The following is a 15,326-nucleotide window of genomic DNA, read 5'->3' as shown; positions in this document are numbered from 1 at the left end:
TAAATTTGAAGGATGGAAAGAGGGGAAGAAATGAAAAACCAGCTAGCCCTTAGTGGCGAGAAAATCGCTGAAAAAGTTTATCCTCAACTATTTCACCACATTGGCATGATTCGTGGGGAATACTTGTTGAGAGAGCTCAACCAAAACATCCTGTTACCAAGTTGTCAGCAATTTGTAAAAGATTATCTAGACACTATTTGCTCCTTGTATTCAGATGAAGAGGTATGGTATCGTTTTTCAGAATTAACGAATACAGAAGCCAATTGATTAGTGGGAACTAAAGAGTTTTTGGATGAAAATCATCCCTTGTTTGGATACAGAGGAACTAGGCGTTTACTGGCGTGTCCGGATGAATTTCAGGCTGAGGCAAATGTCGTTACAGAAGTTTATCAAACCAATCCCAATCTGTCTGTTATTTTTCCTTTTGTCAATGATGCCGACCAATTAAAACAAGCTATTAGAGTATTGCGTGAGTATGGTTTTACCGGGAAAATCGGCACAATGATTGAATTACCGTCAGCTTATTTTGACTTGGACAGGATACTGGAAACTGGTATTTCAAAGATTATAGTTGGAATGAATGATTTGACTTCTTTTGTTTTTGCGACTGTGAGAAACAGTCAATGGCATGATATGGAAAGTCCAATAATGTTAGATATGCTAAGACAGATGCAGGATAAAGCAAGGATGAAAAAGATTGACTTTGCTGTAGCAGGCTATCTGAATGTTTCTTTCATAGAAAAAATGAATCAGTTGGGTATCAAGTGCATTATCCACTACAGTTCTATTCCAGAGATTTTTAATTTAGAGATTGATCATCCAGACCATCTCAAACGTATAAAAGAAGTAAGTAAAAAATTACAAAGGAGCAACCTATGACACCGCAAGAAATGTGGAATGCCTACAAGCAAATCAACCCTTCTATCGGAGATGAGATCGATGCTTGGTCTTTTGGAGTAGAAGCTGATTTGTTGGCAAATTTGGTTTTAAAAGGTGAAAAGACGGCAACCGCATCAGCCTATGATCTGTATGCAGTTGATGACGAACCCCTTCCGCGAGAAGGAACTTTTGATATCATTTTAGATAGCCAAGATCGAGCTGTCTGCATTGTCGAAATTACAAAGGTTTCTGTCGAATCCTTTAATCAAGTTTCTGCTGAACATGCCTTTAAGGAAGGGGAAGGTGACAAATCCCTAGCCTATTGGCGTCAGGTTCATGAGGACTGTTTCGCCGAGTGGCTGAGAGAGGCAGGACTAACTTTTACACCTGACAGCAAGGTTGTTTTAGAAGAATTTCGCAAGGTTTATCCACAGTAAACTTTAGTAGAAAGAAAGTTTTGGAAATCACCGTCCAATCCTTTTTTCTTAAGCAAAACATGATATAATAAGTTTGTTTGAATAAGAGAAAAACTCTTAAACTTAGAATAGGAGAAAACTATGCAAGCAGTTGAACATTTTATTACGCAATTTGTTCCTGAACATTATGATTTATTTTTAGACTTGAGTCGTGAGACCAAAACGTTTTCTGGTAAGGTGACCATTACTGGTCAAGCACAGAGTGACCGTATTTCCCTTCACCAAAAAGACTTGGAAATCGCTTCTGTAGAAGTTGCGGGTCAAGCTCGTCCATTTACAGTTGATCATGAAAATGAAGCCCTTCATATCGAACTGGATGAGGCAGGTCAAGTTGAATTAGTCATTGCTTTTTCAGGAAAGATTACAGATAACATGACAGGTATTTACCCTTCTTACTACACAGTGGATGGTGTCAAGAAGGAAGTCTTGTCTACCCAGTTTGAAAGCCATTTTGCGCGCGAAGCCTTCCCATGTGTGGACGAGCCTGAAGCAAAAGCAACTTTTGACCTCGCTCTTCGTTTTGACCAAGTAGAAGGTGAAGTTGCCTTGTCAAACATGCCTGAGATTGATGTTGAAAACCGCAAGGAAACAGGCATTTGGAAGTTCGAGACAACACCTCGCATGTCTTCCTACTTGTTAGCCTTTGTAGCAGGTGATTTGCAAGGGGTGACCGCTAAAACTAAAAACGGTACCCTCGTAGGTGTCTACTCAACCAAAGCTCACCCATTATCTAACCTTGATTTCTCACTAGATATTGCCGTTCGCTCAATCGAGTTTTACGAAGATTACTTCGGAGTTAAATACCCAATCCCTCAATCTCTTCATATCGCCCTCCCTGACTTCTCAGCAGGTGCTATGGAAAACTGGGGTCTGGTAACCTACCGTGAAGTTTACTTGGTTGTGGATGAGAACTCAACCTTTGCTAGCCGTCAACAAGTTGCCCTAGTTGTAGCACATGAGTTGGCTCACCAATGGTTTGGTAACCTCGTTACTATGAAATGGTGGGATGACCTTTGGCTTAATGAAAGCTTCGCTAACATGATGGAATACGTCTGTGTGGATGCCATCGAACCAAGTTGGAATATCTTTGAAGATTTCCAAACAGGTGGTGTTCCAGCGGCGCTTAAACGCGATGCGACTGATGGCGTTCAGTCTGTTCACGTTGAAGTCAAACACCCAGATGAAATCAATACCCTCTTTGATGGCGCTATCGTCTATGCCAAAGGAAGCCGTCTCATGCACATGCTTCGTCGTTGGCTCGGTGATGCTGATTTTGCTAAAGGTTTGCATGCCTACTTTGAAAAGCACCAATATGGAAATACCGTCGGTCGTGACCTTTGGAATGCCCTTGGACAAGCGTCAGGCCGTGATGTCGCAGCCTTCATGGATTCTTGGTTGGAGCAACCTGGTTATCCAGTTCTCACTGTCAAAGTTGAAAATGATGTCTTGAAGATTTCACAAAAACAATTCTTTATCGGTGAGCACGAAGACAAGAACCGCCTCTGGGTGGTGCCACTCAACAGCAACTGGAAAGGTTTGCCAGATACACTCGAAACTGAAAGTATTGAAATCCCTGGCTACGCCGCTCTTCTTGCTGAAAATAAAGGAGCTCTTCGTCTCAACACTGAAAATACAGCCCACTACATTACCGACTATCAAGGAGACTTGTTAGATGCCGTTCTTGCTGATCTAGAGACACTTGATAACACAAGCAAACTACAAATCGTTCAAGAACGTCGTTTGTTGGCTGAGGCAGGTCATATTTCTTATGCAGACTTGCTCCCAGTCCTTGATAAACTAGCTAAGGAAGAGTCTTACTTGGTGGTTTCAGCTGTATCTCAAGTGATTGCTGCCCTTGAGCGCTTTATCGATGAAGGAACAGAAACTGAGAAAGCCTTTAACACACTCGTTGCTAAATTGGCTCGTCACAACTATGACCGTCTTGGTTTTGAAGCCAAAGATGGTGAATCAGATGAAGACGAATTGGTTCGTCAGTTGACCATTTCCATGATGATTCGGTCAAATGATGCAGAAGCTAGTCAAGTCGCTAGCCAAATCTTTGCAGCTCACAAGGATAATCTTGCAGGACTTCCAGCAGCAATCCGTGCACAAGTTCTCATCAATGAAATGAAACACCATGAGACCAAGGACTTGGTCGCAACTTATCTGGACCTCTACACTCATACGACGGATGCGGTCTTCAAACGTCAGTTGGCTGCGGCTCTTGCCTACAGTACAGATGCTGACAATATCCAAACCTTGATTAGTTCGTGGAAGGATAAATTTGTGGTGAAACCACAAGACTTGTCTGCTTGGTATTACCAGTTCCTAGATCATCAAACAACTCAAGAAACTGTTTGGGTATGGGCGCGTGAAAACTGGGATTGGATTAAGGCGGCTCTTGGTGGAGACATGAGCTTTGATAGCTTTGTTATCCTTCCTGCTCATGTGTTTAAGACAGAGCAACGCTTGGTAGAATACAAGGCCTTCTTTGAACCACAACTCTCTGACCTAGCTCTTAGCCGTAACATCCGCATGGGGATCAAGGATATCGCAGCGCGTGTTGACTTGATTAAGCGTGAGAAAGCAGCAGTCGAAACTGTTGTAGCTCAATATGCTAAAGCTTAATTCGTTCGAAATGTAAACAAAAACTCAACTTTCTATCTGAAAAGAAGAGAGAGTTGAGTTTTTTTTAAGGCAATTTTGGTATAATAATCATAACAAGGAGGAGTTTCTGATGATAAAAATCTTATTAGTAGAAGATGACCTGGGCCTGTCAAACTCAGTATTTGACTTTTTAGATGATTTTGCAGATGTCATGCAGGTTTTTGATGGAGAAGAAGGTCTCTACGAAGCTGAAAGTGGCGTTTATGACTTGATTTTGCTTGACCTGATGTTGCCTGAAAAAAATGGCTTCCAAGTTTTGAAAGAATTGCGCGAAAAAGGAATTACGACACCAGTCCTTATCATGACTGCTAAGGAAAGTTTGGATGACAAGGGACATGGTTTTGAGTTGGGAGCGGATGACTACCTCACCAAACCTTTCTATCTAGAAGAACTCAAAATGCGGATCCAAGCCCTTCTCAAACGTTCAGGCAAGTTTAATGAAAACACCCTGACCTATGGAGATATTGTCGTCAACCTTTCAACGAATGAAGTAAAAGTGGAAGACACGCCTGTGGAACTACTCGGAAAAGAGTTTGAGTTATTGGTTTATTTCCTTCAAAATCAAAATGTTATTCTTCCTAAGACGCAAATTTTTGACCGCCTATGGGGATTTGATAGCGATACGACGATTTCCGTTGTAGAAGTTTATGTCTCAAAAGTTCGTAAGAAATTGAAGGGAACAGCCTTTGCTGAAAACCTTCAAACCTTGCGTAGTGTCGGGTATATTTTAAAAGATGTTCAATAAACTAAAAAAAACATGGTATGCAGATGATTTCAGCTATTTCATTCGAAACTTTGGAGTGTTCACCCTGATCTTCTCTGCTATGACCTTGATTATCCTCCAGGTCATGCACTCGAGTCTCTACACTTCTGTAGATGAAAAACTCCAAGCCCTTAGTAGCAGTCCCCAAGCGGTTATCCAGTTAGCCCTTAATCGGGCAACTGAAGAAGTCAAAGATATTCAACCAGCAACAGCGGATGCCAGCAAGGCTGAAATCAAGCCCAATGTCAGCTCCAATACGGAAGTCTTGCTCTTTGACAAGGATTTTAACCAACTCTTACTAGGGAACCGTTTTTTAGGTTTGGATAAGATCAAGCTGGACAAAAAGGAGTTGAATCATATTCGCCAAATCCAAGTTGTCAATAGCTACGGTCAGGAAGAAACCTATCGGATGATTTTGATGGAAACCAACTCTTCCTCCGTATCAAGTAACGTCAAATATGCGGCGGTTTTAATCAATACCAGCCAGCTCGAGCAAATCAGCCAAAACCACGAGCATTTAATTGTTGTAGTCATGGCTAGTTTCTGGCTCCTGTCTTTAATTGCCAGTGTTTATCTGGCACGCGTCAGTGTTAAACCCTTGCTGGAAAGCATGCAAAAGCAGAAGTCCTTTGTTGAAAATGCAAGCCACGAACTGAGAACACCTTTGGCCGTTTTACAAAATCGTTTAGAGACTCTCTTTCGAAAACCAGAAGCGACGATCATGGAATCCAGCGAAAGCATTGCTTCTAGTCTTGAAGAAGTTCGCAACATGCGTTTCCTCACGACAAATCTTCTCAATCTTGCACGTCGAGATGATGGAATCAAACCAGAAATAGCAGAAGTTTCTCCACAATTCTTTAAAACAACCTTTGCTAACTATGAGTTGATTGCTTCTGAAAATGATCGTGTTTTTGAATATGAAAATCGGATTTATCGTCCCTTCATGACCGATCAGTTGCTCCTAAAACAGCTCATGACTATCTTGTTTGATAATGCTATCAAGTATACTGAAGAAGATGGAAAAATTGAGTTTGTGGTCCATGCTACGGATCGCCACCTCTATCTATCAGTAACAGATAACGGAATTGGGATCTCAGCTGCCGATAAGAAGAAAATCTTTGACCGCTTTTATCGTGTAGACAAGGCGAGAACCCGTCAGAAAGGTGGTTTTGGTCTAGGACTATCTTTGGCCAAGCAGATCGTAGATGCCTTACGAGGAACGATTACCGTTAAAGATAACAAACCTAGAGGAACGATTTTTGAAGTTAAAATTGCTATCCAATCTCCTCCCAAACGTAAGAATAAATAAAAAGACAGTTTTAAAACTGTCTTTTTTGTTAACTAGAAAAGAGGTTGGTAGTGGTACCAACCTTTATTTTGAAATTTTTCGTTTAATAATCTTTCGTTGGAGTTGGAGGAGTGTCAAGCTTGCCCCCATAGCAGCAACAAATGATAAAGCTGAGTTCAATTTTAAGGCTAAAAAGATAAAACTAAAAAACACCATAAAAATACAAAAACAAGCAATATTTACAAAAAATAAAATCTCTTTTAAATTGGAGCTAACAGGTGCTTCCAGTGTATAGTCTTGATAAAGCGGAGTTTGATTCGATTCGGGAGTTTGTTCAAACTCATAAGCTTCTAATTTTCTTGCGGGCATGATTCTCTCCTTAACAGTACCTAACTATTTTATCATTTTTTATGCAGAGAATTATTACAGAATTGTTACAAAACTACTAAAGTCTCTTATCATCTTCTAAGTCACTCTTCTTGACACCCACTGGGGAAAGTGATAGCATGGATGTTACACTTAAAACAGATGATCCGACCTTCTCTATTATAAATATACTGAGAAAGGAAGAGATAACTTATATAAATTGATAGCAAGCTGAGGCTTTTTCCTAAGATGATTTGTTAAGTTGCTACTTGGATACTTTTGTAGAGTATTGGTAGGAGTTGTTTTGAATGGATGATAAGACAGAAATTCTGTCTATTGGACTGGGTGGCCTTCTTGCTACCTATGGGGAAAGTTAAAGGAGATAAGCATGTATCTTGCTATCAAAGAAATAGTACGAAACAAACTTCGATATAGTTTGATTCTAACTACCATTTTTCTTATCGCTTTTATGGTCTTTTTTATGACCAGTCTAGCTCTTGGTCTTGTGCGGAACAACCGGGCCGCTATTGATAATTGGCAAGCGACGGGTGTCGTTTTATCCGACTACGCAAATGATAATTTGACGGCATCCTTTATTCCTGAAAAGGACTACAAGGATAAAAATTCTGAAGAGGCCGCTCCATTGGGCTATATGTTTGCTGTGACCAATCTAGTCAATGGTAGTGAAAAGGTCAATGTTTCCATTTTTGCTCAAGACTGGGACGCTTTTATCTCACCTAGTTTGACGGAGGGTCGTTATCCTGAAGGAGATGATGAGGTTGTCGTGGATCAGTCTTTTGAGAACTATGGGATGAAGCTAGGCGATGCCATTCAGCTTAATGGAAGTGAGGCAAGTTACAAGATTGTAGGCCTGACTCAAGGAAATAAATTTTTCACTGAGCCTGTTGTCTTTACGAGTCTGACAACTTATTGGACCTTACAAGGAACTTTGAAAGCCAATCGTTCCATCTCTGCCTTGGTATTGAAAAATGATATAGAAGTGGTTGGGGATGGTCTGAAACAGATTTCCATTCCAAAAATGATATCGAAAATTCCTGGTTACACACCTCAGGTTAATGTATTTTCAGGGATGATTCTTGCTATGATTGTCATTACAGGCTTGATTGTGGGGATTTTTGTTTATATCATTACCATCCAAAAACTAGGACTTTATGGAATAATGCGGGCTCAGGGAATTCAGATCAAAACCATTGTATGGTCTCTTTTCTGTCAAATCTTCCTCCTAGCTGGTATGGGGATTGGATTAGCCTTGCTTGCTATTGGTGGAGTGATTTTAGTCTTACCAGCTACCTTCTTTTTCTACCCAAGTTGGATGGCCTACTCTGTCCTAAGCTTGGTAATTTCCTTGATGGCCCTTCTAGGTGGTGTCATTTCACTTCCACGCTTGCTAAAGGTGGACCCGATTACTGCGATTGCAGAGTGATAAGGAGAATAGTATGACATCATTGATTGAAATGACTCAAGTGACAAAAACATACGGGGAAGGAAAGATGAAAGTCGTTGCCCTGCATGAGACGAATTTTCAGCTAAATGCGGGAGAGTTCGTAGCTATTGTTGGGCCTTCTGGCTCTGGAAAGACGACCTTTCTAACAACTCTAGGACAACTTCAGGAAGCATCGAGTGGAAAGATTCTAGTCAAGGGGAAGGAAACAGGTAGTTTGACGGAGAAGGAGAAAACAGACCTCCGTTTTAGAGAGTTTGGCTTTATTCTACAAGCTTCAAACTTAATTCCATTTCTAACGGTCAAGGAACAGCTGGATTTGATTGACAGACTAGATAAGGGAAAAAATAGCAAAAGTGACCGAAAAGAGCTGTTTGACTTGTTGGATTTGGAAAAAGTACAAGATCATTATCCCAAGGCTCTATCGGGTGGCGAACGTCAACGTGCGGCGATTGCTAGAGCGCTTTATAATAATCCGAGCATCGTTCTTGCAGATGAGCCGACAGCCAGTCTAGATACCCAGCGTGCTTACCAAGTAACAGAAATGTTGGCTGCTATTGCCCACGAACAAGGTAGAGGAGTTGTCATGATTACACATGATACACGCCTTCTTGATAAGGTCGACCGTATCTATGTTATGAACGATGGCCACCTAGTTGAAGAAACACATGCATAAAATAAAATAGAGTGAATGGTACAAGTTACTGTTCACTTTTTTGATTGGGAAAGATAGAAATCAGTTTAACTTTTTGTGAAACTCTCAGTATTAATAGCTGATTTTTGAGAAATGTGGTATAATTTTTCTTATGGAAAAGATTATTATTACAGCAACTGCTGAAAGTATTGAACAAGTTGAACAACTACTCGAAGCTGGCGTAGATCGTATCTATGTTGGTGAGAAAGATTTTGGACTTCGTCTGCCAACCACCTTTTGTTATGAAGACTTACGAACCATCGCTAAGTTGGTTCATGAAGCTGGTAAGGAATTGATTGTTGCAGTCAATGCCCTCATGCACCAAGATATGATGGACCGAATCAAGCCTTTCCTAGACTTCTTGGAAGAAATCAAGACAGACTATATCACTGTTGGAGATGCAGGTGTTTTTTACGTAGTCAATCGCGATGGCTATTCCTTTAAGACCATCTACGATGCTTCAACCATGGTGACAAGTAGCCGTCAGATTAACTTCTGGGGCCAAAAGGCTGGCGCATCTGAGGCGGTTTTGGCGCGTGAAATTCCATCGGCTGAACTCTTCAAAATGCCAGAGATTTTGGAAATTCCTGCTGAAGTCTTGGTTTATGGAGCTAGTGTTATTCACCATTCTAAGCGTCCGCTTTTACAAAACTACTATAACTTCACGCATATCGATGACGAAAAGACGCGTAAACGTGACCTCTTCTTAGCAGAACCAAGTGACCCAGAAAGCCATTATTCTATCTTTGAAGACAATCATGGTACCCACATTTTTGCAAATAACGACCTTGATTTGATGACTAAATTGACAGAATTGGTAGAGCATGGTTTTACCCACTGGAAGCTAGAGGGGCTCTACACACCCGGTCAGAATTTTGTAGAAATTGCCAAACTCTTTGTCCAAGCACGCAGCTTGATTCAAGAGGGCAAATTCAGCCATGACCAAGCCTTCTTGTTAGATGAGGAAGTGCGCAAGTTACACCCTAAAAACCGTTTCCTCGATACGGGATTCTATGATTACGATCCTGACATGGTTAAATAGGACATAAAAACCCGAAATAAAAATGTTCGGGTTTTTCAAGTGTATTCATGAAATAAAAACGGATACATGTTATAATAAAAATAGCTCTTTAATGGAGGTGTTTGAGTGGAAAATCTGAAGAAAATGGCAGGTATCAAGGCTGCTGAGTTTGTCAAGGATGGCATGGTAGTCGGACTTGGAACGGGCTCTACTGCCTACTATTTCGTAGAAGAAATCGGTCGTCGCATTAAGGAAGAAGGTTTGCAGATTACTGCTGTGACGACTTCCAGTGTGACCAGTAAACAGGCCGAAGGTCTTAATATCCCGCTCAAGTCGATTGATCAAGTGGACTTTGTCGATGTGACAGTCGATGGAGCGGATGAAGTAGATAGCCAGTTTAACGGGATCAAAGGCGGTGGTGGTGCCCTTCTCATGGAGAAGGTTGTCGCAACGCCCTCAAAAGAATACATTTGGGTGGTGGATGAAAGCAAACTGGTAGAGAAACTAGGTGCTTTTAAATTGCCAGTAGAAGTGGTTCAGTATGGCGCAGAACAGGTCTTTCGTCGGTTTGAGCGAGCTGGCTACAAACCAAGTTTCCGTGAAAAAAACGGCCAACGTTTTGTAACCGATATGCAGAACTTTATCATTGACCTAGCCTTGGATGTCATTGAAAATCCAATTGCCTTCGGGCAAGAATTGGACCATGTCGTTGGTGTCGTAGAGCATGGCTTGTTCAACCAAATGGTGGATAAGGTCATCGTAGCGGGACGAAATGGCGTTCAGATTTTAACTTCAACAAAAGGAAAATAGAAAATAAAAGGAGACACACTATGTCAAAATTTAATCGTATTCACTTGGTGGTACTGGATTCTGTAGGAATCGGTGCTGCGCCAGATGCCAATAACTTTGTCAATGCAGGGGTTCCAGATGGAGCTTCTGACACACTAGGACACATTTCAAAAACAGTTGGTTTGAATGTGCCAAACATGGCTAAAATCGGTCTAGGAAATATTCCTCGCGAAACACCGCTGAAGACTGTACCAGCTGAAAGCAATCCAACAGGTTATGCAACAAAATTGGAAGAAGTTTCCCTTGGTAAGGATACCATGACTGGTCACTGGGAAATCATGGGACTCAATATTACCGAGCCTTTCGATACTTTCTGGAACGGATTCCCAGAAGAAATCTTGACAAAAATCGAAGAATTCTCAGGACGCAAGGTCATTCGTGAAGCCAACAAACCTTACTCAGGTACAGCTGTTATCGATGACTTTGGACCTCGTCAGATGGAAACTGGGGAGTTGATTATCTATACTTCAGCTGACCCTGTTTTACAAATTGCTGCCCACGAAGACATCATTCCTTTGGATGAATTATACCGTATCTGTGAATACGCTCGTTCGATTACCCTTGAGCGTCCTGCCCTTCTAGGTCGTATCATTGCCCGTCCATATGTTGGTGAGCCAGGTAACTTCACTCGTACGGCAAATCGTCGTGACTTGGCCGTTTCTCCATTTGCACCAACTGTTTTGGATAAATTGAATGAGGCTGGTATCGATACTTATGCTGTTGGTAAAATCAACGATATCTTTAACGGTGCAGGAATCAATCATGACATGGGTCATAACAAGTCAAACAGTCACGGAATTGATACATTATTGAAGACCATGGGACTTGCTGAGTTTGAAAAAGGATTCTCCTTCACAAACTTGGTTGACTTTGATGCCCTTTACGGCCACCGCCGCAATGCTCATGGTTACCGGGATTGCTTGCATGAGTTTGATGAACGCTTGCCTGAAATTATCGCAGCCATGAGAGAGAATGACCTTCTCTTGATTACAGCGGACCATGGAAATGACCCAACCTATGCAGGAACAGACCATACTCGTGAATATATCCCACTTTTAGCTTACAGCCCTAGCTTTAAAGGAAATGGTGTCATTCCGGTTGGGAATTTTGCAGATATCTCAGCGACAGTTGCGGATAACTTTGGTGTTGAAACTGCCATGATTGGGGAAAGTTTCTTAGATAAATTGGTATAAGATGACGCGACACGCTTTACTGGTAAGGGGCATTAATGTCGGTGGGAAAAATAAGGTTGTCATGGCGCAACTTCGTCAAGAATTGACAGAGTTGGGACTGGAAAAGGTTGAAACCTACATCAACAGTGGCAATATTCTCTTTACTTCGAGAGCCCCCAAAGCCCAATTGGTTGAAAAGTTAGAGGCTTTCTTTGCAGTCCATTATCCATTTATTCAGAGCTTTTCTTTGCTGAGTCAGGAAGACTATGAAGCAGAGCTGAAGAATCTGCCAGATTGGTGGACCAAAGATTTGGCACGAAAAGATGTCCTCTTTTACACGGAGGGCTTGGATGTGGCTCAAGTCATTGAGACAGTTGAAAGTTTGGAACTGAAAGATGAAGTGGTTCATTTTGGAAGACTTGGGATTTTCTGGGGGAAATTCTCTGAGGAATCCTACTATGCAACTGCCTATCATAAGTACTTGCTCAAGATGCCTTTTTATCGCCATATCACCATTCGCAATGCCAAAACCTTTGACAAAGTCGGTCAAATGCTAAAAAATAATAAAGGAGACACACAATGACATTTTTAGATAAGATTAAGGAAACAGCTGCTTTCTTGAAAGGCAAGGGAATCCAAGCACCTGAGTTCGGTCTAATCCTTGGATCAGGTCTTGGAGAATTGGCGGAAGAGATCGAAAATCCAGTTGTAGTAGACTATGCTGAGATTCCAAACTGGGGCCGCTCTACAGTAGTTGGTCACGCTGGTAAATTGGTATATGGTGAACTCGCAGGGCGCAAGGTCTTGGCTCTTCAAGGTCGCTTCCATTTCTACGAAGGCAATCCTCTTGAGGTCGTGACTTTCCCAGTTCGTGTGATGAAAGTCCTCGACTGTGAAGGTGTCATTGTTACCAATGCTGCAGGAGGTATCGGATACGGTCCTGGTACTTTGATGGCTATTTCAGACCATATCAACATGACAGGCCAAAATCCATTGATGGGTGAAAACTTAGATGACTTTGGTCCACGTTTTCCTGATATGTCTAAAGCCTACACACCAGAATACCGTGCTACTGCCCATGAAGTGGCTAAGAAACTTGGTATCAAGCTTGATGAAGGTGTCTATATCGGTGTAACTGGTCCGACTTATGAAACACCTGCAGAGATTCGTGCCTATAAGACATTGGGAGCAGATGCAGTTGGTATGTCTACTGTTCCTGAAGTTATTGTGGCAGCTCACTCAGGTTTGAAAGTTCTCGGTATTTCATGTATTACTAACCATGCTGCTGGTTTCCAAGAAGAACTCAACCACGAGGAAGTTGTGGAAGTGACCGAACGTATCAAAGGCGACTTCAAAGGCTTGCTTAAAGCGATTCTTGCTGAACTCTAATCCTATGAAAGCACGACTCCAAAGCCTGCCCTACGGACTGAGGCTACTTCTAGCCACTCTATCATTGGGAATAGGGACGGGTCTGGTTGGAATTGCTTGCCATTATTTACTAGAAAGTGTGCAATGGCTGGCCTTTGGCCAAACTAGTTCGGATTTGCTCCAGCGATTTCAAGAAGCTGGGGGTCTCCGTAGATTCCTCGTTCTGTGTGTGACAGGGGTCTTGGCAGCTGGCTTCTGGTATGTCCTACAAAGGCACAATAAGATTTTGTCTATTCGTCAGCAAATTATATTAGGTGGAGACAGGGAGCCAGCGCTCTTAGCCCACCTCTTACATGCAGGTATGCAGGTTGCGATTGTCGGAGCAGGCGCATCGGTCGGAAAAGAGGGAGCACCACGTGAGGTCGGGGCTCTTCTAGCTGGTCGCTTGTCGAAGGGATTCTCTCTAACTCTCAAAGAACGAAAGGTGTTGGTTGCCTGTGGAGCAGGAGCTGGTCTAGCTGCGGTCTATCAGGTTCCCTTTGCTAGTAGCTTGTTTGTCTTTGAGACCTTAGGACTTGCCTATAGTTGGCAGAACTTTTTGCTGGTTTTGGCTAGTACTTATCTGGCAACCTGGGTGGCTCAGCCCATTGTTGGTCAGGATGCTATTTATCACCTATCTGCGGTCTCATGGTCGGTCAGCGGTTTCTTGCAGGCGATTCTGATTGCTTCATTGGTTACTCCACTTGCGCTGGGCTTCCGATTTTTAGCTAAACAGGCGGGCCACAAGCGACGGAAGAATGGGACAATTCTTTGGACTCTTCCTCTAGCCTTTCTCGTGCTGGGGAGCCTGGCAGTCTTTTTCCCTATCTTTATGGGAAATGGCCAGGTACTAGCCCAAGCCTTGTTGTCTAGCCAGCCAATTCCCTATCTTCCATTGACTCTTGCAGTAAAGGGGCTTCTAGTTTATCTCCTCTTGCGTAATGGTGCCTATGGGGGAACCTTGACGCCATCATTTGCCTTGGGGATTGGATCTGGCTATTTAGTGACTTTGCTTTTGACAGTAGTTGGCATTCATCTGGATCCAGCTCTAGGAATGCTACTAGGAGCAACAGTCTTTTTAGGGACGACCTTACAAGCTCCTCTGACGGCCATTGCACTGAGCCTTGGATTTACTGGCCAGGATTGGAGTTTGACAATACCGCTTGTACTAGCGGCAGGAATGTCTTACGTAATTCGAAAGAGATGGGAGAAGAAACAATGAAGGTACATTTTGTACTGCATGAAACATTTGAGGTTCCGGGAGCTTATCTAAAATGGGCTCTGGCACGAGGGCATCACATTACATCAACAAAGGTTTACGAAAAAGAACCTCTTCCTGAAACAATTGACGGAATTGATTTTCTGATTGTTATGGGTGGCCCTCAATCACCTGATGAGGATAGAGAAAACTTCCCATACTATGATCCTAAGGCCGAGATTGCTTTTATGAAAGAAGCGATTGCTGCAGATATTTATATTGTTGGTGTCTGTCTTGGTGCGCAGCTCCTGTCTGTTGCCTATGGTGCGAAGTATGAACATAGTCCAGAGCGCGAGATAGGCGTTTATCCTGTGACATTGACGATGGAAGGTCTAACAGATCCTCATGTCAGCTTGTTCGGAGAAACCTTAGAAACCGGCCACTGGCACGGTGATATGCCAGGGCTGACAGAGGATGCTGTTGTTCTTGCGACGAGTCAAGGCTGCCCACGCCAAATTATTCGCTTTAGTCCGAAGCATTATGCATTTCAGGCTCATTTGGAATTTGATCCCGAAGCAGTAGAACTCTTAATTACTGCGGATGGTGAGGAGCAATTAAGAGAGCAAAGTGAAAAGTTACCTTTTGTTCAAACACCAGAAGAATTACGTGGAAACGATTACTCTGAAATGAATGTAAAACTGTATGCATTTTTAGATTCGTTGGTAAACTAGGAACTACAGAAAGGCAGGATTCCAGCTTTGGAAGAGAACTTGGAATCATCTTACTATGAAATCAAAAGGTGTAGTAAGTATTTAATACTACCCCTCTTTAAACTTTATATAATATATAAAAAGAAAGGTAGAGCGTGTGTTCTGATTTGAACACGAGCGGAAAACTTTTCTAAAAACATAGAGAGGGTAGTTTGGTTTTGAATTGAACCCGTGCTATTCTCCTATTTGTCATCAAAATTAAGAAAGAAAGGAATTGAACCCACCCTAAAAGCAGTGGGAAAAAGATAGTTGGTCTAGCGAGCATCGCTCACTGCACCCAACTCCTATTTTCCCTTCGCTTTTTGACGGGTTTG

General features: G+C 42.3%; 14 protein-coding genes and 1 pseudogene. 14 read left to right on the top strand and 1 reads right to left on the bottom strand.

Features of this window, described 5'->3' with window-relative positions; translation table 11 throughout:
- The first annotated feature begins 30 nt into the window (after window positions 1-30).
- The 5 genes and pseudogenes from HMPREF1125_RS10035 (at window position 31) to HMPREF1125_RS10015 (ending at window position 6,094) form a co-directional block, all read left to right on the top strand.
- A pseudogene (locus tag HMPREF1125_RS10035) lies at window positions 31-934 on the top strand (putative PEP-binding protein).
- Window positions 876-1,316: an ASCH domain-containing protein gene (locus HMPREF1125_RS10030; RefSeq protein WP_000188820.1), complete on the top strand. Its 441-nt coding sequence runs from the start codon at window positions 876-878 to the stop codon at window positions 1,314-1,316. The pseudogene HMPREF1125_RS10035 and the gene HMPREF1125_RS10030 overlap by 59 nt, the downstream one beginning before the upstream one ends.
- A 120-nt stretch (window positions 1,317-1,436) precedes the next feature.
- Window positions 1,437-3,983, top strand: a complete 2,547-nt coding sequence (locus HMPREF1125_RS10025) for a M1 family metallopeptidase (protein WP_001149144.1) — start codon at window positions 1,437-1,439, stop codon at window positions 3,981-3,983.
- A 109-nt stretch (window positions 3,984-4,092) separates the two neighbouring features.
- A complete protein-coding gene (gene ciaR, locus HMPREF1125_RS10020) occupies window positions 4,093-4,767 on the top strand; it encodes a two-component system response regulator CiaR (protein WP_000590630.1) in 675 nt (224 codons plus the stop codon).
- On the top strand, window positions 4,757-6,094 hold the full coding sequence (locus HMPREF1125_RS10015) for a sensor histidine kinase (RefSeq protein ID WP_000482351.1): 1,338 nt from the start codon (window positions 4,757-4,759) through the stop codon (window positions 6,092-6,094). The genes ciaR and HMPREF1125_RS10015 overlap by 11 nt, the downstream gene beginning before the upstream one ends.
- A gap of 63 nt (window positions 6,095-6,157) precedes the next feature.
- Here the strand turns inward: HMPREF1125_RS10015 and HMPREF1125_RS10010 are convergent, their stop codons facing one another.
- Window positions 6,158-6,442: a DUF3270 domain-containing protein gene (locus tag HMPREF1125_RS10010; protein WP_001111512.1), complete on the bottom strand. Its 285-nt coding sequence runs from the start codon at window positions 6,440-6,442 to the stop codon at window positions 6,158-6,160.
- 385 nt (window positions 6,443-6,827) lie between these two features.
- On the opposite strand from HMPREF1125_RS10010, the gene HMPREF1125_RS10005 reads away from it, so the two are divergent.
- The 9 genes from HMPREF1125_RS10005 (at window position 6,828) to HMPREF1125_RS09965 (ending at window position 14,973) form a co-directional block, all read left to right on the top strand.
- Entirely contained in the window at window positions 6,828-7,883 is a 1,056-nt protein-coding gene (locus tag HMPREF1125_RS10005) for an ABC transporter permease (RefSeq protein ID WP_000280285.1), read from the top strand.
- 13 nt (window positions 7,884-7,896) lie between these two features.
- Window positions 7,897-8,577 carry an ABC transporter ATP-binding protein gene (locus HMPREF1125_RS10000; RefSeq protein WP_000202385.1) on the top strand — a complete coding sequence of 227 codons (681 nt, stop codon included), beginning with the start codon at window positions 7,897-7,899 and terminating at the stop codon, window positions 8,575-8,577.
- Window positions 8,578-8,707: 130 nt separating this feature from the next.
- Complete coding sequence (locus HMPREF1125_RS09995) at window positions 8,708-9,637, top strand: peptidase U32 family protein (RefSeq protein WP_000411167.1); 930 nt, start codon at window positions 8,708-8,710, stop codon at window positions 9,635-9,637.
- A gap of 105 nt (window positions 9,638-9,742) precedes the next feature.
- On the top strand, window positions 9,743-10,426 hold the full coding sequence (gene rpiA / locus HMPREF1125_RS09990; protein WP_000429271.1) for a ribose-5-phosphate isomerase RpiA: 684 nt from the start codon (window positions 9,743-9,745) through the stop codon (window positions 10,424-10,426).
- 20 nt (window positions 10,427-10,446) lie between these two features.
- Complete coding sequence (locus HMPREF1125_RS09985; RefSeq protein ID WP_000033120.1) at window positions 10,447-11,658, top strand: phosphopentomutase; 1,212 nt, start codon at window positions 10,447-10,449, stop codon at window positions 11,656-11,658.
- A gap of 1 nt (window position 11,659) precedes the next feature.
- Complete coding sequence (locus tag HMPREF1125_RS09980) at window positions 11,660-12,220, top strand: DUF1697 domain-containing protein (RefSeq protein ID WP_025172360.1); 561 nt, start codon at window positions 11,660-11,662, stop codon at window positions 12,218-12,220.
- Window positions 12,217-13,026, top strand: a complete 810-nt coding sequence (locus tag HMPREF1125_RS09975; RefSeq protein ID WP_000143364.1) for a purine-nucleoside phosphorylase — start codon at window positions 12,217-12,219, stop codon at window positions 13,024-13,026. Before HMPREF1125_RS09980 ends, HMPREF1125_RS09975 begins: the two co-directional genes overlap by 4 nt.
- A 4-nt stretch (window positions 13,027-13,030) precedes the next feature.
- Window positions 13,031-14,266 carry a chloride channel protein gene (locus HMPREF1125_RS09970; RefSeq protein WP_025172359.1) on the top strand — a complete coding sequence of 412 codons (1,236 nt, stop codon included), beginning with the start codon at window positions 13,031-13,033 and terminating at the stop codon, window positions 14,264-14,266.
- Entirely contained in the window at window positions 14,263-14,973 is a 711-nt protein-coding gene (locus tag HMPREF1125_RS09965; RefSeq protein WP_000862852.1) for a type 1 glutamine amidotransferase, read from the top strand. The genes HMPREF1125_RS09970 and HMPREF1125_RS09965 overlap by 4 nt, the downstream gene beginning before the upstream one ends.
- Window positions 14,974-15,326 lie beyond the last annotated feature (353 nt).

Source organism: Streptococcus oralis SK304 (assembly GCF_000287715.1).
GTDB classification, from domain to species: domain Bacteria; phylum Bacillota; class Bacilli; order Lactobacillales; family Streptococcaceae; genus Streptococcus; species Streptococcus oralis_Y.
The sequence above is the reverse complement of the archived record's forward strand: the minus strand, read 5'-3'. Positions and strand labels throughout refer to the sequence as shown.